Origin of the sequence: Halorubrum rarum (assembly GCF_048380895.1) — an archaeon.
Classification (GTDB): Archaea; Halobacteriota; Halobacteria; order Halobacteriales; family Haloferacaceae; genus Halorubrum.
Window position 1 is genome coordinate 55,627 of record NZ_JBLWMN010000007.1, and the last position, 17,175, is coordinate 72,801.

The 17,175-nt window shown below is 65.7% G+C and carries 17 protein-coding genes; 4 read left to right on the plus strand and 13 right to left on the minus strand.

The features are described from left to right. Positions 1-34: 34 nt before the first annotated feature. The 5 genes from ACNSN7_RS07520 to ACNSN7_RS07540 form a co-directional block, all read right to left on the minus strand. Positions 35-1,273, minus strand: coding sequence for an NAD(P)/FAD-dependent oxidoreductase (locus ACNSN7_RS07520; RefSeq protein WP_418281660.1), 1,239 nt, complete (start codon positions 1,271-1,273; stop codon positions 35-37). Between the two features lie 151 nt (positions 1,274-1,424). Then, positions 1,425-1,895, minus strand: a complete 471-nt coding sequence (locus ACNSN7_RS07525) for a DUF5812 family protein (RefSeq protein WP_418281661.1) — start codon at positions 1,893-1,895, stop codon at positions 1,425-1,427. Between the two features lie 68 nt (positions 1,896-1,963). Further along, positions 1,964-2,542: a DUF8056 family protein gene (locus tag ACNSN7_RS07530; RefSeq protein ID WP_418281662.1), complete on the minus strand. Its 579-nt coding sequence runs from the start codon at positions 2,540-2,542 to the stop codon at positions 1,964-1,966. A 76-nt stretch (positions 2,543-2,618) separates the two neighbouring features. Continuing rightward, on the minus strand, positions 2,619-3,080 hold the full coding sequence (locus ACNSN7_RS07535) for a CopG family ribbon-helix-helix protein (RefSeq protein WP_418281663.1): 462 nt from the start codon (positions 3,078-3,080) through the stop codon (positions 2,619-2,621). A gap of 25 nt (positions 3,081-3,105) precedes the next feature. Next, positions 3,106-3,405 (minus strand): PadR family transcriptional regulator, encoded by a 300-nt coding sequence (locus tag ACNSN7_RS07540; RefSeq protein WP_418281664.1) that lies wholly within the window; start codon positions 3,403-3,405, stop codon positions 3,106-3,108. Between the two features lie 135 nt (positions 3,406-3,540). Here ACNSN7_RS07540 and ACNSN7_RS07545 point away from each other — a divergent pair, with 135 nt between their 5' ends. Next, the gene (locus tag ACNSN7_RS07545) at positions 3,541-4,950 is read left to right on the plus strand and encodes an ATP-binding protein (RefSeq protein WP_418281665.1); all 1,410 of its coding nucleotides are present in this window, start codon (positions 3,541-3,543) and stop codon (positions 4,948-4,950) included. A 133-nt stretch (positions 4,951-5,083) separates the two neighbouring features. On the opposite strand, the gene ACNSN7_RS07550 is transcribed toward ACNSN7_RS07545, so the two are convergent. Both ACNSN7_RS07550 and ACNSN7_RS07555 read right to left on the minus strand, forming a co-directional pair. After that, on the minus strand, positions 5,084-6,397 hold the full coding sequence (locus ACNSN7_RS07550; RefSeq protein ID WP_418281666.1) for a cation:proton antiporter: 1,314 nt from the start codon (positions 6,395-6,397) through the stop codon (positions 5,084-5,086). Between the two features lie 110 nt (positions 6,398-6,507). After that, positions 6,508-7,083 (minus strand): class I SAM-dependent methyltransferase, encoded by a 576-nt coding sequence (locus tag ACNSN7_RS07555; RefSeq protein WP_418281667.1) that lies wholly within the window; start codon positions 7,081-7,083, stop codon positions 6,508-6,510. Positions 7,084-7,166: 83 nt separating this feature from the next. Here ACNSN7_RS07555 and ACNSN7_RS07560 point away from each other — a divergent pair, with 83 nt between their 5' ends. After that, complete coding sequence (locus tag ACNSN7_RS07560; protein WP_418281668.1) at positions 7,167-7,781, plus strand: GNAT family N-acetyltransferase; 615 nt, start codon at positions 7,167-7,169, stop codon at positions 7,779-7,781. 28 nt (positions 7,782-7,809) lie between these two features. Here ACNSN7_RS07560 and ACNSN7_RS07565 read toward each other — a convergent pair whose 3' ends face one another. Continuing rightward, positions 7,810-8,367, minus strand: a complete 558-nt coding sequence (locus ACNSN7_RS07565) for a helix-turn-helix domain-containing protein (protein ID WP_418281669.1) — start codon at positions 8,365-8,367, stop codon at positions 7,810-7,812. A 264-nt stretch (positions 8,368-8,631) separates the two neighbouring features. On the opposite strand from ACNSN7_RS07565, the gene katG reads away from it, so the two are divergent. Continuing rightward, on the plus strand, positions 8,632-10,770 hold the full coding sequence (gene katG / locus ACNSN7_RS07570; RefSeq protein ID WP_418281670.1) for a catalase/peroxidase HPI: 2,139 nt from the start codon (positions 8,632-8,634) through the stop codon (positions 10,768-10,770). Positions 10,771-10,873: 103 nt separating this feature from the next. Here the strand turns inward: katG and ACNSN7_RS07575 are convergent, their stop codons facing one another. The 5 genes from ACNSN7_RS07575 to ACNSN7_RS07595 form a co-directional block, all read right to left on the minus strand. Then, positions 10,874-12,193, minus strand: coding sequence for a phosphoribosylamine--glycine ligase (locus tag ACNSN7_RS07575; RefSeq protein WP_418281671.1), 1,320 nt, complete (start codon positions 12,191-12,193; stop codon positions 10,874-10,876). Between the two features lie 131 nt (positions 12,194-12,324). Beyond that, positions 12,325-13,731, minus strand: a complete 1,407-nt coding sequence (locus ACNSN7_RS07580; protein WP_418281672.1) for a class II fumarate hydratase — start codon at positions 13,729-13,731, stop codon at positions 12,325-12,327. A 338-nt stretch (positions 13,732-14,069) separates the two neighbouring features. Next, positions 14,070-14,270, minus strand: coding sequence for a hypothetical protein (locus tag ACNSN7_RS07585; RefSeq protein WP_418281673.1), 201 nt, complete (start codon positions 14,268-14,270; stop codon positions 14,070-14,072). Between the two features lie 152 nt (positions 14,271-14,422). Beyond that, positions 14,423-14,968, minus strand: coding sequence for a DUF1684 domain-containing protein (locus tag ACNSN7_RS07590; protein ID WP_418281674.1), 546 nt, complete (start codon positions 14,966-14,968; stop codon positions 14,423-14,425). 187 nt (positions 14,969-15,155) lie between these two features. After that, positions 15,156-15,926, minus strand: a complete 771-nt coding sequence (locus ACNSN7_RS07595) for an RlmE family RNA methyltransferase (protein ID WP_418281675.1) — start codon at positions 15,924-15,926, stop codon at positions 15,156-15,158. Between the two features lie 139 nt (positions 15,927-16,065). Between ACNSN7_RS07595 and ACNSN7_RS07600 the strand changes: the two genes are divergently transcribed. Further along, positions 16,066-17,175, plus strand: a complete 1,110-nt coding sequence (locus ACNSN7_RS07600) for an aminotransferase class I/II-fold pyridoxal phosphate-dependent enzyme (protein WP_418281676.1) — start codon at positions 16,066-16,068, stop codon at positions 17,173-17,175.

The following is a 17,175-nucleotide window of genomic DNA, read 5'->3' on the forward strand; positions in this document are numbered from 1 at the left end:
CGGTCGTCGCGTCCCGGAACTCAGCGGATGCCGTTCACTGCTCGGTCGTGGGCGCGAGATCGTCGACGGAGAAGCCCGGCTCCATGAGGAGTTCCGTCTGGTCGGCAACGTACCGCTGTTCGCGCATCAGCTGTTTGAACGCGGACTGCGGCGAGAGGTCGCCGATGAGCACGCCCCCGACGATCCGACCGTCCTTCAGCGCGACGCGCCGCCACTCGCCGTCGTCGGTGGTCGCCTCGACGGACTCCTCGCCCAGCGTCGGGTGGCCGAACGAGAGGAACGGGAAGTCGAAGTGCGTGATCGAGTACGAGGAGACCCACTTGAACTCCTCGGAGCCGTAGTCGATCATGTTTCGGGCAGCGATCGTCCCCTGCTCTTTCGCGGAGCCCCACGAGCCGTTCTGTCCGTGTTCGCCGAGGATGAGGTCGTTGAACCGCGTGATGTCGCCCGCGGCGAACACGTTGTCGACGTTGGTGCGCATGTACTCGTCGACGACGATGCCGTCGTCGACCTCGATCGGCGTGTCCTCGATGAGCTCCGAGTTGAGATCGAGGCCGATGGCGACGCCGGCGAAGTCGCACTCGTAGCGCGTGCCGTTCGGGTCGACGGCGGCCTCGACGTGACCGTCGTCGTCGACCTCGAAGTGGTCCACGCCGGAGCCGAACACGGGCTCGACGCCGCGCTCGCGCATCGCCTCGTGCATGATCTCCGCGCCCTCCTCGGAGAGCGCGTAGCGCCACCAGCAGTCGCCGCGCATCAGGTACTTGGCCTCGACGTCCTGTGCGCCGCAGATCGCGGCGAAGTCGATGCCGAGCAGCCCCGCACCGACGATGACGCCCTGGTCGGCGTCCTCGACGCTCGCCTTGATCTTCCGGGCGTCCTGGAACGTCCAGAAGTGATGGATCCCGTCGGCGTCGGCGTTCCCGACCGGGAGCTGCTGGGGCGTCCCGCCGACCGCGAGCAGGAGCGCGTCGTACTCGAACGTCTCGCCCTCGTGGGTGTGGACGGCGTCGTTCTCGATGTCGACGTCGACGACGACGGTGTTCAGACGGAGGTCGACGTCGTGGTCGTCGTACCATCCCTCGTCGTGGATCGAGATCGGCGCTTCCGGGAGCTTCCCTTTCGCGAACTCCTTTATCAGGATCCGGTTGTAGAGGGATTCCCCTTCGTCGGTGATAACCGTGATCTCGGCGTCCGGTGACTGCTCACGGAGCGTCTCCGCCGCGGATGCCCCCGCGATACCATCCCCGATGATCACGTACGAATCACTCATGTTCGGGGGTTTGAAGCGAGGGGTAATGTGAATTGTCATCCGCTCGGACGATCATGAGGGTAAAACTCATACCCTAGTCAATTGAACCGTATAGGGGTGTTACGATCCGCGTCCGCCGAATCGAGACTCGGCCGTCACCTGCACCGACGCCTCAGGGGAGGTATCGAACGCTGACCACGCCGGGCTCCGAACGGATCTCGACCCGGTTCACTCCGAGCCGGGCGGCCCGGGCGAGCGTCGTTTCGCGGTCCTCGACCACGTCGGTCACGGCCTGTTCGGTCGCCTCTTTCGGGGGCGTCAGCACGTGGATCTCGCCGACGCCGGCGCGCGGCTCCCGGGTGAGTTCCCCGACCGATTGGTCGGCCGCGAGTTCGCGTTCCTGTCCGGTCGGCGGCTCCTCGCTCCGCTCGATGGAGAGCTCCCGACGCTCCGCGACCTCGATCACCTGATACGTCACGTCCATCGGTGGATCCGGCGCGACGGTGGCCTCGACGGCGTCGTCGACGGCCACCCCCGGATTCGAGCTCAGCGTGTGTACCTGTCCGTCGTGGACGTCCTTCAGCACGGCCGAGTCGGCCTCGACGTGTGTTACGAGGAACGTGCTCTCCTTCTCGTCGGTCATTGGTGGCGGTACGGCGTCGAGCCTTTTCCGGGTTTCGAGCGGGCCGGCGGGCGGGTCGTCCGTCGTGTTCAGCTATCGAGCGCGTCGACGTCGGTCGCCTCGCCGGCGGGCGGGTCGTCCGCGCGTTCGCTCTGGTCGGCCGCCGAGCGTCGCAGTCGACGGTGTGTCCAAAACACGAGGCCGGCAGCGACGATCGGTGGAATCACACCCGCGAGCGACGGGAGCGCGTACAGCGCGTTGACGAGCACCGACTCGCTCGGATCGCGGAGGTCGGCGGGCGCGGAGATAACCATGCCGACGTACAGCGAGACGAGGAAGAGAAAACCCGTGTACGCCAGTTTCCGATCGTAGCCGTCGGCGACGGGGTCGTTCCGTCGATGACGACGCGCGACGAACAGCAACGGCGCGATCAGCGGGGCGACGGCGGCGAAGCCGGCGATCACGTACAGCGACCGCGAGAACAGGAAGATGCCGCCGTCCATCTCGGCCGTCTCGGCCATCCAGTCGACGAGCGCGAGCGTCACGACGACGGCGATGAACATCGCCGAGAGCGCGCCGACGACGCCGTACACCCGCATCGTCCACGAGTCGGTGTTGCGGATCGCGTACGGTATCGCCCCGAACACGCCACGGTAGCTCTCGGCCATCACCGGCGATAGGGGCGAGGGGTGATTAAACCCCGCGACCGCTCTCGGCGACCGGTGAAGCCGGTCCGTCGGTCGGCTACTCGTCGTCGTGTCCGTGGCCGTGTCCCATCTCCGCCTCCAACGTTCCGGGGCCGAACTCGTCGACGGGCATCACGCTGTAGTCGACGGAGAGGGTGTCCTTCGTCGCGCGTATCTTCCCGACGAACGTAGAGATCGCCGTCAGATCGCCTTCCAGCACGAACAGCTCCATACAGTAGTGGGAACCGACGTGGCTGTGGAAGTTGGAGGCGACGAGGTGCTCGTGTTCGTGTCGCAGGTGCATCATTCGCTCCTCGACGCTCGTGGTCTCGTAGTTGAAAAGCACCGTCACCACCGCCATCAGGTCGCGGTCCTCCAGTTTCGCGTCCTCGAACTCGCCGAGGAGGTTTCGGGACGCCTCGCGAACGACTTCGCTGCGACCCGTGTAGCCGTGTTCGTCGGCGAACTCGTCGATCCGGTTCAACAGGTCCTCGGGCATGGAAACGCTGACGACGGTCATATAATAATTTACGGCCTCCTCATTGTTAATCCTTGAGCTCTCCGTCGGCGTCGTCTATGCGGGCGGAGAGCCACTCGTAGTGGTCGAGCAGCGCCCGCTCTCCGGCGTCGGTGAGCGCGTACGCGTCCGCGATCCCCCTCGTTCGACGGTCGAGGAACCCGGCGTCGACGAGCGCCGACAGCGTCGCGTAAAACGAGCTCGGATCGATCCGTTCGTCGTAGTGCGACTCGATCCGACTCTTCAGCGACTGTGCGCGGAGCTCCTCGGCGTCGTACAGGATCGCGCAGACGTCGCGCCGGCGGCCGCTGTGAAGCCACTTCGTCATACGCCGATACGTCCGCGCGGACGACTACGACGGTTTCGGTCCGGCGCTCCGTCTCGTCCGGCGCTCCGTCCCGGCTCGACCGAACGCGGCGCGGGTTCGACGGTCTTAAACGTCCACCGCAGCTATCTCACGGGGATGAGTGACCCGGCGCTCGACGTGGTCGAGTTCGTTCTGACTGCCCACCTCTACACCGAGAACCGCGACCTCGACGAGAACGATCTGCTGCCCCGATTCCGGCAGGTGTTCTGGTCCGATACAGCCGACGATGACGCCCCGGGCGGCGTCGAACGCCCGCTGAAGGCGACCGACGAGGTCACCCGCACAGCGACGGGCGTCGACCGTCCGTGGGATGCCGTCTCCGATCTCCTCTTCACGCAGCGAACGGAGTTCTCCGGCGAGATCACCCTGACGCAGCCCGAGATGGCGTTGGAGTGGTTCCACGACCGCGCGGACGACGAGCGGATCGCCTCGAACCCGACGATCGTCGCCGCGCTCGTGGCGTCCGACGACCTCGATTCCCCGGTTACCCACGAGGCGGCGCGCGAGGACGTCCGGCCGATCCATGCGGACCGCGTCTGGATAGACGCCCTCCTGAAGGAGTACTTCGACGAGGACGAGGACGGCGAGATGCTCGATCTCGTCAACGTCCGCGCGCCCGAGGAGATCGAGACGACGCTCGCCGATCTGGTGCTCACCGGCGATCAGGAGGACGAGATACAGAAGATCGTCAAAGCGATCGAACACCGCGAGTACCTCGCGGAGATCGGTCTCCGCGAGATCGGGAAACTGCTGTTCGTCGGGCCGCCGGGGACCGGTAAGACGACGATCTCCCGGGCGCTCGCCCACGAACTCGGACTTCCGTTCGTCGAAGTGAAACTGTCGATGATCACCAGCCAGTATCTCGGGGAGACGGCGAAAAACGTCGAGAAGACGTTCGAGGTCGCGAAGCGACTGTCGCCGTGTATCCTCTTCATCGACGAGTTCGACTCCGTCGCGAAGACGCGACGGTCCGACGAGCACGCCGCGTTGAAACGCGCCGTCAACACGCTCCTCAAGTCGATCGACGAGGTGTCGCTCGTCCGGGACGAAGTGCTGCTCATCGGGGCGACGAACCACCCCGACCAGCTCGACGCCGCTGCGTGGCGGCGGTTCGACGAGATCGTCAACTTCCCCAAGCCGGACCGGGACATGCGCGCGGACATCCTCCGCGTCGTCACCCGGCAGATGCGGATCGCCGACTTCGACCCCGAGGAGGTCGCCGACCGAACGAGCGGGCTCACCGGCTCCGACCTCCGGATGGTGCTCAGGGAGGCGGTCCTCGGCGCGCTCACCGAGGACCGGATGACGATCACACAGGAGGACGTGATGGCGGCCGTCGCCGACTTCGAGGAGCGGGACAACCTCAAGAACATGGACATGATCGACGGCGAGGGCGCGGAGATCGTCGGCGAGACGAACGACGACGGCCAGGACCATACCCACGACGACGAGGGCCACGACGGTGCCGCCCACGACCACGGCGCACACAGCCACTCGCACGACTGAACCGGCGACGAAGCGGTCCTTTTGAGGCACGTGCGGGAGATTCGGTCGAGTCCGGTTGCCGTCAATAGCTGCAGCGACCATCGGTTCTGGGATGAGCAGGTGCAAAACCCCGCCCTTCAGGGCGGGGAGGATGTCAATTCTCCTGACGCTGCTGCCATCGATTGAGGGCGTTCATGACTGGAGTTGCACTGATTCCGTGCAGGATGATCGACATCAGGACGACGAATCCGACGAAGGCCCAGAGCTGTTCCGCCGCGATGAGGAGTTCCATTTCCTGAAACGATGACTCCGACAAGGCGTGGGAGAGATAATAGAACGAGCCGATACCTCGGATACCGAAGAACCCGATCACGGCCCGCTCCGGCCAAGGAGCAGCCGTTCCAATAAAGCTGAGGATCCCGGCCACCGGCCGGACGATCAGGAGGAGGACCATCCCAACGAGTGCTTCCATCCACGTCAAAGGTTCCAATAACCCCCCGGCGACGGCTCCCCCGAACAGCACGAGAACCGTCACCATTAGAAGCCGTTCGGCGACGACGGCGAAATCATGAAGCTCCACGTAGTAGTCGTGCTCCCACTCGAAGTGTCTGAGTGTCAATGCCCCCACGAAGACGGCAATGAAGCCATACCCTCCCAGTAGTTCGGTCACGCTGTACGCGATCAGCGTCGTCGCCAGCGCTTCGATCCCTGCCATTACCTCCTGACTGTCTCCCATTATCTCGGCGACGCTCTCAGCCGTGGGTAACCGAAACAGGAACCGGCCCATGAGATTTCCGAGCACGTAGCCGAGGACAGCCCCCGCCACGATCTTATAAAAGACATCAACGAGAACCCAGTCGACCAGCCATGACCAGGACGCTCCCTCTACAAGCGCCGCCCCGGCTGCCGCGATAGCCAGGTTCGTAAGCGGAAAGGCTAACCCGTCGTTGAAGCCGGCCTCCGAGGTGAGTGAAAATCGAACCGTCCCCCACCGCTGTTCCGGGTCCTGCTCTTCTTCGAGTTCCGTCAGCGGCGCGTTCTGCCCGATGTCTGATGCGAGCACCGGATCTGTCGGCGCGATCACGGCCCCGAGTAAGATGGCTGTGGCCGGCAACAGACCGAGGACCCCCCACGCAAGGACTGCCATTATCCCCGCAGTGAGCGGGAGTGCAATGAGGATCAGCCGCCACGTCGCGGACCACGCCTTGAGGGAAAACGGACGGTCGATCTTTAACCCCGCCCCCATAAGCGAGATGATCACGACGAGTTCGGTGAGCCGTTCGGTCACGTGAGAGCTCTCGATCGGGTTAAGGGATGGAGTACCAGGAACAACCGCGAACAGGAGGAGCCCGAATATGACGTATATGATCGGAAACGACAGTGGACGATGTTCGATCAGCCGAGGCAGAATGGCTGCTCCCAAGATCGCAACGCCGATGATCAGTAATCCGATCTCGTAGGCAGCCATCGGCCTCACTATTGGATTTCCGACGAGGAAAGCACCGGGGGTACGTCCTCCGTCACCCTCCGAGACGGTCTCGCCGCCGGCGGCGTCCCCATCACCGGAGGACGTACGATCTACACCCGCACGCCTACCACCGTGTAGCCGAACCCGCGGTCGACGATCCGCGGATCGAACCCGGCGTCGGCGAGCGCGTCGGCGAGATCCTCCGGCGGCCGGAACCGGGACTCCATCCCGATCGCGTGCTCGCTCGCGACGAGGACTCTACCGAGCGGGTGTGTCGGGTCGAACTCTCGGATCACGAGCGCACCGCCGGGGGCGATAACGCGCGCGACCTCCCCGATCGCGGCCGCCTGCTCGGGTAGGTGATGGAACGCGTCGACGATCGTCGCGGCGTCGACCGACCCGTCGCGGAAGGGGAGCCGCCCGGCGTCTCCGGCGACGCCCGAGAGCCCGCGGTGCTCCCGAGCGCGCGCCAACATCACGAGCGAGGCGTCGACGACGGTTATCTCGGGACCGGTCAGCGCGGCCGCGGCACGCCCCGATCCGCCGCCGACGTCGAGCAGTCGGTCGATCGGACGCGTCGCGTGGTCGAGCCCCGCGGCCAGTGTCTCGCCGTCGGCCGGGGGCATGACGCGGTCGTATAGCGGGGCGATCCGGTCGAAGAAGCGAACGTCGCCAAGGCCGTACATATCAACGATCGGTGGCGACGACACTTAAAAGGCGCTCGCGGCGAGCCCTCGTTCATTTACATCGCCGAGCCGTATCGGTCGCCATGGAGTACGCGCTCGTCGGCGACTCGGGCTCGGGGGCGACGCTGCGGCTCGACTACCGGGCGTTCGCCTACGCCGGCAAGTTCGTCCTCGGTGCGCCGGGCAAGGCGGTGTTGCGGACCGCCGACGGCTCGTCGGCGGTCCCGGAGTGGGAGCCGGGCGAGTCCCTTCCACCGACCGTCGATCCCGACGCGTTCGACGACGACGTCGTCGCGGCCGTCTCCTTCTCGCCGGACCGAACGGACCCGTCGTGCTGTCGGCTCCGGTACGTCACGGTTCACGTCGACCGCCGCGGCGAGGGGCTCGGCCCGGAACTGATCGCACACACGGTGTCGCGACTCGAGGCACGCGGGTACGACGAGGTCCGGATCGCCGTCAACAACCCGTTCGCGTACGAGGCGATGTACAAGATCGGATTCGCGTACACCGGCGAACGGACCGGGATCGCCGAACTGGAACTGGCCCGACCCGTCGACGCTCCGGCGTCCGCTCACGGCGACGTCGACAGGTACCAGTCGGGACTCGACCGCTTCCGGAAGCGGGATCTCGGCGGGACGGAAGCGCGGTTTCTGGCCGAGCGATCGGCGACGGGACCGCCGGGTCCGGATCGGTCGTGACCGTCGACCGAACGTGGTCGCCGGTCGGTCACTCGTCGACGAGTTGGACGTCGAGCTCCTCCTCGATAGCGCGGACGACGGAGCCGCCGACGCCCGCGGTCGCCGCCCGTCCCTGTTCGACGGCGAGGACGTCGTCCTCGTTCACCTCCAGCCGCTCGGCCAGTTCCTCGACCGTCAGACCGGCGTCCTGACGGGCGCTCTCCGCGGCGTCTCCGTATCCCGAAACGAGGTACGGAAGCTGATCTTTCTCGTACTCCGTTCCCTCCTTCTCCCAGTGCCGGGAGTCGCCCGTCGCCGCGTCGTACACCTTCGCCTGCTTCCGTGCGACCTCCTTTCTCCGACTGGTCGAGCCGCCGGATTCGCCTCCCGAACTCCCGCCCGCCGATCCGCCGCCACCACCGCCCCCGCCGCCGTGACCGCTCGAGCGTCCCTTGCTCGCGTCGTCGTGGGGGCGACAGTCGGAACAGACGAGCAGTCGTGCACCCGCGACGTTCGCCTGCTGGAGGGTCGACGTCTCGCGTCCACAGAGCTCACAGGCGTCGCCGTCGCCGCCGCCACCGCCCGAACCCGTCGAGTACTTGGTCATACTCCGAGTAACGCGGGCGTGTTTTTAAATGATGTGTGAATGCGGGGTCGCCTCGTCGGCGATCGGCTTGGCCGCCGGGTGATCGGTGGACTCCCGTTCGGACGGTGTCACTCGCGTGTGGTGCGGACTCCGGTGGCGTACCGCAGACGCGGTACGAATCCCCTTCGAGAAAAGTTTACGAATTAGATGAATCGTTTAGCCCGTACCGAAATTTCATTACCGAAATAAACAATCTTAATACCAAACCGTAGCAACCGTCGAATGATGCAAAGGTCCAACCAAGAGTGGTGGCCGAATCAACTGGACTTGGATATCCTCGACCAGAACGCCCAACGGGTCGACCCGCGGGGCGAGGAGTTCGATTACGCCGAGGAGTTCGAGACGCTCGACCTCGACGAAGTGAAAGCGGACATCGAGGACGTGTTGACGACCTCCCAGGACTGGTGGCCGGCGGATTACGGCCACTACGGGCCGTTGATCATTCGGATGGCGTGGCACAGCGCCGGCACGTACCGAACGACCGACGGTCGGGGCGGCGCGTCCGGCGGCACACAGCGCTTCGCGCCGCTCAACAGTTGGCCCGACAACGCGAACCTCGACAAGGCACGCCGACTGCTGTGGCCCGTCAAACGGAAGTACGGCCGCAAACTCTCGTGGGCCGACCTGCTGGTCCTGTCCGGGAACGTCGCCATGGAGTCGATGGGGTTCGAGACGTTCGGCTTCGCCGGCGGACGCGAGGACGAGTTCAAGGCCGACGACGGCGTCGACTGGGGGCCCGAAGAGGAGATGATGGCGGACGAGCGCCACGACGAGGAGGGGAACCTCGAGGGGGACGTCGCTGCCGACCACATGGGTCTGATCTACGTCAACCCGGAAGGCCCGGGCGGCGAGCCGGACCCGGAGGCGTCGGCGGAGTACATCCGGCAGTCGTTCGATCGGATGGCGATGAGCGACGAGGAGACGGTCGCGCTCATCGCCGGCGGACACACGTTCGGGAAGGTTCACGGTGCGGACTCCGACGAGAACCTCGGTCCCGATCCCGAAGCGGCACCCATCGAGCAGCAGGGCCTCGGCTGGGAGAACGAGTACGGCTCCGGCAAAGGCGCGGACACGATCACCAGTGGCATCGAGGGTCCGTGGACTCAATCGCCCGCCAACTGGGACATGAGCTTCATCGACAACCTGCTGGACTACGAGTGGTGGCCCGAGAAGGGTCCCGGCGGTGCGTGGCAGTGGACCACGGAGAACGGCGAGCTCGATGCGTCCGCACCGGGCGTCGAGGACCCCTCGGAGAAAGAGGACATCATGATGCTCACGACGGACATCGCTCTGAAGCGTGATCCCGACTACCGGGAGATCGTCGAGCGCTTCCAGGAGAACCCGATGGAGTTCGGAACCGCCTTCGCGAAGGCGTGGTACAAGCTGATTCACCGTGACATGGGTCCGCCGTCCCGGTTCCTCGGCCCGGAGGTCCCGGACGAGGAGATGCTGTGGCAGGACCCGATCCCCGACGTCGACCACGAACTGATCGGGGACGAGGAGCTCACCGAGCTCAAAGCGGAGGTTCTCGAGTCGGAGCTCTCCGTCTCGCAACTGGTCAAGACTGCATGGGCGTCGGCGTCGACGTACCGCGACAGCGACAAGCGCGGCGGCGCGAACGGGGCTCGGATCCGTCTCGAACCGCAGCAGAGCTGGGAGGTGAACGAGCCGGACCAGCTGGAGCGCGTGCTCTCGACGCTCGAAGGGATCCGGGAGTCGTTCAACGGCTCGCGGTCCGACGACGTCAGGGTCTCGCTCGCCGACCTGATCGTCATAGGTGGCAACGCAGCCGTCGAGAAGGCGGCAGCGGCCGCCGGCTACGACGTCGAGATCCCGTTCGAACCGGGGCGAACCGACGCCTCGCAGGAACAGACCGACGTCGAGTCGTTCGAGGCACTGAAACCGAAAGCCGACGGCTTCCGTAACTACCTCGGAGACGACGCCGACCGCACGGCGGAGGAGCTGCTGGTCGACAAGGCCGACCTCCTGGATCTGACCGCCGACGAGATGACGGTGCTGGTCGGTGGGATGCGCGCGCTGGGCGCGACCTACCAGGGGTCCGATCTCGGGGTCTTCACCGACCGACCGGAGACGTTGACCAACGACTTCTTCGTGAACCTGCTCGACATGGACTACGAGTGGGAACCGTTCTCGGAGTCAAAGGAGGTATTCGAGCTTCGCGACCGTGACACGGGCGAACTCGAGTGGAAGGGAACCCGTGCGGATCTCGTCTTCGGTTCGCACCCCCGGCTTCGAGCCATCGCGGAAGTGTACGGCTCCGACGACGGGGAGGAGACGTTCGTACACGACTTCGCGGACGCGTGGCACGAAGTGATGACGCTCGATCGCTTCGATCTCGAGTGATGAGCTGACGCCGAACGTGGCGGGAGCGTAGCGGGGTGTCCGCCGGCCCGTCACCCCTTATGAACGGTTCTCGGAGCGAAACCGACGGGGTCGACCTCGGGACCTAGGAGCTGCTCGGGCCGAGATATCCCCATGCTTGCAGCCGGTCACCGTCACCGTCGATCCAGCGTTCGCCGATGTCGTCCCGGTAGTACATGTTGGGCATCACGATGTCGTCGATCCGATCGTACGCCTGCTCACGTGCGGCTTGCATCGTGTCGCCTTTGCCGGTCACGACGATCGGCATCCCGTTGTTGCCAGCAACGCGCCACTGGCCGTCGACCTTCTTCGCGTCTTCGAGGTGGATCCCGTCCCGGCTTTCCGTCTCGAAAACCACGGCCGCGTTCCGGGAGTTCTCGTCGTACGTCTTCTCGTCGTCGAACGGGAACGGAGGTAACACGACCCGAACGGCGATCTGATAGCCGTTGTGAACCCTCACCTGAGGGTCGATGCCGTGTGCGAGATCAGCGAAGAACTCGCCGGTCGACGACTCGATCGACTCTTCTTGCAGCGCGATCGTCGGGTACCCGAACCGAGGCGTGAACTCCAGTGGGTAGATCCCGCTCTCATTCACGATGCAGTTCAGGTCGACGCTTCCGACGTAGCCCTCCTCGGCGAACCACGCTTCGAGCTTACCGAAGGTCTCCTTGAACAGTTTGTTCTGGCCCGCCCAGAACATCGACGTTCCCATCTCGCCGGTCGATGGTCCGATGTTCCCCGGGAACAACTTCTTGTGTTCGAAGTTGAAGTTCACTTCGTCTATGAACTCCTCGCCGTTGAAGAACCCGCAGATCGCCACTTCGACGCCCTCGACCTTCCGCTGGAGTTGGAAGCCCTTCATCCGGTGCCCCCACGCCTTCTTGTAGGCTTTCAGCACGTCCACGACGTCGCTGCCGTCGTCGTCGTTCCCGACGTAGAGCAGCCGCTTGACGTTCTGTACCTCTCCGAGCGGTTTGATCACGTACGGTGCAGGGTGCTCCTGGACGTGCCGGATCCCCTCGTCGAAGTCGTGGAAGACGTGGTGTTCGATCGTGTTGACGTCGTGTTCCTCGAGGACGTCCATCGCGTAGCCACGGTCCTCCTCGAGGCGGTCGGTGTTGGGCGTCCCGCCGACGACTGCCTTGCCCTGGTCACGGAGTTCTCGTGCGAGTTCGCCCGTCCCGACGTCGGAGCCGACCCAGACGTCGTCGAAGACGATGACGTCGGCCCACTCGACTTCCGCCCCCCAGTCGTCGGTTTTCGGGACGAAGCCGTCACCGATCTCTCGGTCGCTTTCGGCCTCGATGTAGTACTTGACGTCGTGTCCTTCCCTGTGGACCTGCCACGCGAGGTCGGTGATCAGCGCGGCGTCCGCCGAGACGAACAGGAAACGCTTCGAGTCCATGGGGTCACGGTCGCGAGGAACGAACATAACGGCGGCGGCGTCTTGCCGGCCGGGAGAGACGTCGAGACGTCCACCGCTCGTCGGAGGTCGCGTCCGCAGCGCTTTTGATACTGAACCGTCGAGTCGCCGGCTCAGTCGTCGCCGAGGATGACCCGGTGAGTCATCGCCTCGGGGTCGAGCACCTCGTCGGCCTCCGCCTCGGTGAGGTACCCCTCCTCGACGGCGACCTCACGGACGCTTTTCCCCTCGACGAGCGCCTGCTTGGCCACCTTCGAGGCCTTGTCGTAGCCGATCGCCGGGTTCAGCGCGGTCGCGAGCGCCATCGACTGCTCGACGCGCTCCATACAGTGCTCCTCGTTGGCCTCCAGTTTCGCGACGAACCGCTCGCCGAACGTCTCGGCGGCGTTCGTCAGCAGCGCCGTGCTCTGCAGGAAGTTGTGCGCGAGAACGGGTTTATACAGGTTCAGGTCCAACTCGCCGCGGGCCGCACCGTTGGAGACGGCGGCGTCGTTGCCGACGACCTGCGTGTGGACCTGGTTGACCGCCTCGGCGACGACCGGATTGATCTTGCCGGGCATGATCGACGAGCCCGGCTGGTTCTCGGGCTGTTCGATCTCGCCGAGCCCGTTGCGCGGGCCGGACGCGAGCAGCCGGAGGTCGTTCGCGATCTTGTTGAGGCTGCCCGCGACGGTGCGGAGCGCGCCGTGTGCCTCCGCCATCGCGTCGTGGGCGGCCTGCGCCTCGAAGTGGTTGTCAGCCTCGCGGAACGTGGTGTTCGTCTCGTCGGAGATGTACTCCGCCGCGAGCTCGGGAAAGTCGGGGTGCGTGTTCAGTCCCGTCCCGACCGCCGTGCCGCCGAGCGCGAGCTCGCGGAGGTGCAGACGGACGTCGCCGACGCGTTTGATCCCCTTTTGAACCTGCGTTCGGTATCCTCCGAACTCCTGGCCGAGCCGGACCGGGGTGGCGTCCTGGAGGTGTGTGCGACCGGTTTTCACGATCCCGTCGAACTCCGACTCCTTCGCCCCCAGCTCGGCCTGAAGCGTCTCCAGCGCCGGGAGCAGGTCCTTTTCGACGGCTTCGAGCGCCGCGACGTGCATCGCGGTCGGGATCACGTCGTTCGACGACTGACCGTAGTTGACGTGGTCGTTCGGGTGAACGATCCGATCGCCGATCTCCGCGCCCGCGATCTCGGCGGCGCGGTTGGCGATCACCTCGTTGGCGTTCATGTTCGAGGAGGTGCCCGAGCCGGTCTGGAACACGTCGACGGGGAACTGGTCGTCGTGTTCGCCGGCGATCACCTCGTCGGCGGCGGCGACGATCGCCTCCGTCTGTTCCTCCTCGAGGAGTCCCAGATCGCGGTTGGCCTGCGCGGCGGACTTCTTGACGATCCCGAGCGCGCGGACGAAGCGGCGTCCGAACGTGATCCCGGAGATCGGGAAGTTCTCGACGGCGCGCTGGGTCTGTGCGCCCCAGTAGGCGTCAGACGGCACCTGCATCTCGCCGAGGCTGTCCTCCTCCGTTCGGTAGTCCTCGTCCATGTTCGACGGTTCCCCGGAGGGGTGGTAAAAGGTATTGATACCGGCTGACGCGGCACACGAACTCGTTCGGTCGGCGGACCGACACCGACCACTCACAGCCGACGTGCTCGCCGATGTGGGAGCGTCCCACCGCGAACGGTAGCCCACTTATATACCTCCTCGCCCGAGGGTCGACGCGCGCGAGTCGCTACGGGCGACCGGCGAAGGCTCTCGACCGCGAGCGGCGACGCCGTGAACGACACGCGTGACGGAGACGCCCCGGCCGCCGATCGTTCCGGCGGCCAACCGGGTGCGAGGATGGATGGGGGACGGCAACGTGCGAGGATGGATGGGAGACGTCAACGGTTCCCTGCCCACGCGCCGAGAACGACTAGCCCGCCGTTCAAGACGAGGAAGACGACGATCACGACGCCGAGTTCGGGAACGCCGCGTCGATACGCACGAACGAAGATCCCGGCGAGCACGGCGACGACGAACAGGAGGACGACTGGCCACGAGGCGTGCCGAAGCTGCTCGAGGGTGGAGGGCGAGGGTCGCATACGTCAACGGAACCACAGATACTGATAAAGGCACCGGCCAGTACCTGTCAGTACCGGTTAGTACCGGTCAGCCCGGTCGTCGGGCATCGGCTGCGACCGTCGTTCGTCCAGCAATCGACTGCAACCGTCGTCCACAGAGCCTCTCAGTGCGGCTACTCGAAGTCGGGTGCCTTCTCGCCGGCCGGAACGACCGTCTCCAGCCAGTTCTCTCCGGGCGGTAACGGACACGAGAACGTCTCGCTGTACGCACAGAACGGGCTGTACGCGAGGTTGAAATCGATCGTCACGACGTCGCCGTCGGAGAGCTCCTCGTCGGGCTCAAGCTCCATGTATCGGCCCTGATAGTACGTCTGCTGGCCGGTCGTCTTGTCGCGGAACGGAACGAAGATCGCGCCGTCGTCGCCCGCCTGTCGATAGCCTGCAAGGGCGTACTCGTCGCCATCGATCTCGAACGCGAACGTCACGACTCGAAGGTACCTGACGGGATTGCTCGCTGTCGTCTCCATCTCGACGGGTTCCGGGTCGTCGTGGACCGTGACGGTCGCTTCCACGCGGTACGCGGGATCGGGGTCGAAGTAGTCGAGGCCGTCGAACGCATCGCGGTGCTCCGGTGGGATAGGCGACTGCGGGTGCTCGGCGAAGAAGTCGTCCTTCTCCCGACGGTTCGCTTCCACGCGATCGACGTAGTCGCTCGTCATACCGGATCGGAGACGCGCCAGCGGTTTCAGCGGTCCGGTTCGTGGGGCACGCTCGGGGAGAGCTGACGACGTCGATGGTGTCGCCGCCGGGGTGTCGTCAAGGGAATATCGATGGCGCGGGTGTCGTCAAGGGAGTATCGATGGCTCGGGTGTCGACAAACGCGTCGTTTCGGGTAAAAGCGACTCCTCAGTCGACTCGTTCGGCGAATCCGAACCGCGGCTTGATGTCGTCGACGACGATCGTCACCGTCTCGCCGACCACCGTGTCGGGCACGAAAAGCGAGTAGCCGTCGAGGTACGCGATCCCGTCGCCCTCCTCGCCGAGCTCCTCGATCTCGACCTCCAGTCGGTCGCCCTCCTCGACCGGCGCGGTGAGCCGCCCCTTCGCGACGAGGTACACCTCCGAGGAGGAGTCGCGGGAGGCCGGCGGCGACACCGTCCGGAGGTATTCGAACTCCGCTTCGACCTCGTCGCGGAACGCCTCGAGGTCCTGCCCTTGGAACACCTTCACGACGAAGTCCCCGCCGGGCGCGAGGAGCTCGTCGGCGACCGCGAACGCCTGCCGGGCGAGGTGGACCGACCGGGCGTGATCCAGCGAGTACTCGCCCGTCATGTTCGGTGCCATGTCGGAGACGACGACGTCCGCGCCGCCTTCGCCGACGGCCTCACGGAGGTAGTGTTGGGTCCGTTCGTCGGTCATGTCGCCGCGGATCGTCTCCACGTCGTGGTCGTCCAACGCCTCGATGCGCTGGAGGTCGACGCCGACGACGGTGCCCGTCTGGCCGACCGCCTCGGCCGCGATCTGTAGCCACCCGCCGGGTGCCGCTCCGAGGTCGACGACGGTGTCGCCGCGCTCGAAGAGGTTCGCGTCCTCGTCGATCTGTTTCAGCTTGTACGCGGACCGGCTCCGGTAGCCCTGCTGTTTCGCGCGGTTGTAGTAGTCGTCCTTCCGTCCCATATAACCCTCGTAGCGTGCGAGGCGGTTTATTCGCGTCGTTGCGCGAGTAGTCGGTCGGGACGAGTCTCCGCGTCGGTCGAAACGGGTGAGCGGAGCGTGGACCGTAGCACCTATCCTCACGGCACCCGGATCCACGAGCATGCGTATCGAACCGTTCGGCCTGGAACGCTGGTTCGCGGCGTACGAACACGAGGCCGAGATCATGCTGGCGGAAAGCGGCATCCGGTCGCTCGCGGCCGACCGGTTCGACCTCGACCCCGGAGTGCTCGACTACGTCATCCCGACGAACGGCGACCCGGAGTTCCGCGCGTCGGTCGGCGATCGGTACGGTCGCAGCGCGGACGAGGTGTTGTTCACTTGCGGGACCCAGGAGGCGAACTTCCTCGCGTTCCTCTCGCTGCTGGGCGAGGAGGGTGCGATCGGCGAGGACGGCGTCGGGAGCGGGAGCCACGCCGTCGTCGTCACGCCGACGTACCAGGCGCTCCACTCCGTTCCGGAGGCGTTCGGCGAGGTGACACGGGTCGAGTTAGCGGCTCCCGACTGGACGCTCGATCCCGACGCGGTCGCGGACGCGGTCCGCGAGGACACCGCGGTCGTCGTCGTCAACAACCCGAACAACCCGACCGGGCGCAACCACGCGGAGGCGACGATGCGCGCCGTCTACGACGTCGCCGTCGACCACGACGCGTACCTGCTGTGCGACGAGGTGTACCGGCTGCTCGCGGAGAGCCCGCGGCCGCCCGTTGCGAGCTTCGGCGCGCACGGAATCTCGACGACGAGCCTCACGAAGGCGTACGGGCTCGCCGGGCTCCGGTTCGGCTGGATCGCCGGTCCGGAAGCGGTCGTCGACCGCGCGTGGCGCTGGAAGGACTACACGACGATCTCCCCGAGCCTGTTCGGCCAACACGTCGCCAAACAGGCGTTGGGTCGGCGAGAGAACCAGATACTGGCGGAGAACCGCGACCTGGCACGTGACCACCGAAAGCGGGTCGCCGACTGGATCGACCGGTTGGGGCTCGACTGGCACGAACCGGTCGGCGTCAACGGGTTCATCACCGTTCCCGATGGGTTCTCGGACGCCGAGTCGTTCTGTCGGACCGTCGTCGAGGAGGAGAGCGTCGTGCTCGCGCCGGGCGGGCTGTTCGGATTCCCCGATCGGTTCCGTCTCGGGTTCGGTCTCCCGACCGACGAACTCGAGGAGGGACTCGTGCGGGTTCGTCGCGTGATCCGCGACCACGGGGGTCCCTGA

Bases quoted from the DNA above. Each gene is read 5' to 3' on its own strand.
- ACNSN7_RS07520 (WP_418281660.1), bottom strand. From the start codon at position 1,273: ATGAGTGATTCGTACGTGATCATCGGGGATGGTATCGCGGGGGCATCC.
- ACNSN7_RS07525 (WP_418281661.1), bottom strand. From the start codon at position 1,895: ATGACCGACGAGAAGGAGAGCACGTTCCTCGTAACACACGTCGAGGCC.
- ACNSN7_RS07530 (WP_418281662.1), bottom strand. From the start codon at position 2,542: ATGGCCGAGAGCTACCGTGGCGTGTTCGGGGCGATACCGTACGCGATC.
- ACNSN7_RS07535 (WP_418281663.1), bottom strand. From the start codon at position 3,080: ATGACCGTCGTCAGCGTTTCCATGCCCGAGGACCTGTTGAACCGGATC.
- ACNSN7_RS07540 (WP_418281664.1), bottom strand. From the start codon at position 3,405: ATGACGAAGTGGCTTCACAGCGGCCGCCGGCGCGACGTCTGCGCGATC.
- ACNSN7_RS07545 (WP_418281665.1), top strand. From the start codon at position 3,541: ATGAGTGACCCGGCGCTCGACGTGGTCGAGTTCGTTCTGACTGCCCAC.
- ACNSN7_RS07550 (WP_418281666.1), bottom strand. From the start codon at position 6,397: ATGGCTGCCTACGAGATCGGATTACTGATCATCGGCGTTGCGATCTTG.
- ACNSN7_RS07555 (WP_418281667.1), bottom strand. From the start codon at position 7,083: ATGTACGGCCTTGGCGACGTTCGCTTCTTCGACCGGATCGCCCCGCTA.
- ACNSN7_RS07560 (WP_418281668.1), top strand. From the start codon at position 7,167: ATGGAGTACGCGCTCGTCGGCGACTCGGGCTCGGGGGCGACGCTGCGG.
- ACNSN7_RS07565 (WP_418281669.1), bottom strand. From the start codon at position 8,367: ATGACCAAGTACTCGACGGGTTCGGGCGGTGGCGGCGGCGACGGCGAC.
- katG (WP_418281670.1), top strand. From the start codon at position 8,632: ATGCAAAGGTCCAACCAAGAGTGGTGGCCGAATCAACTGGACTTGGAT.
- ACNSN7_RS07575 (WP_418281671.1), bottom strand. From the start codon at position 12,193: ATGGACTCGAAGCGTTTCCTGTTCGTCTCGGCGGACGCCGCGCTGATC.
- ACNSN7_RS07580 (WP_418281672.1), bottom strand. From the start codon at position 13,731: ATGGACGAGGACTACCGAACGGAGGAGGACAGCCTCGGCGAGATGCAG.
- ACNSN7_RS07585 (WP_418281673.1), bottom strand. From the start codon at position 14,270: ATGCGACCCTCGCCCTCCACCCTCGAGCAGCTTCGGCACGCCTCGTGG.
- ACNSN7_RS07590 (WP_418281674.1), bottom strand. From the start codon at position 14,968: ATGACGAGCGACTACGTCGATCGCGTGGAAGCGAACCGTCGGGAGAAG.
- ACNSN7_RS07595 (WP_418281675.1), bottom strand. From the start codon at position 15,926: ATGGGACGGAAGGACGACTACTACAACCGCGCGAAACAGCAGGGCTAC.
- ACNSN7_RS07600 (WP_418281676.1), top strand. From the start codon at position 16,066: ATGCGTATCGAACCGTTCGGCCTGGAACGCTGGTTCGCGGCGTACGAA.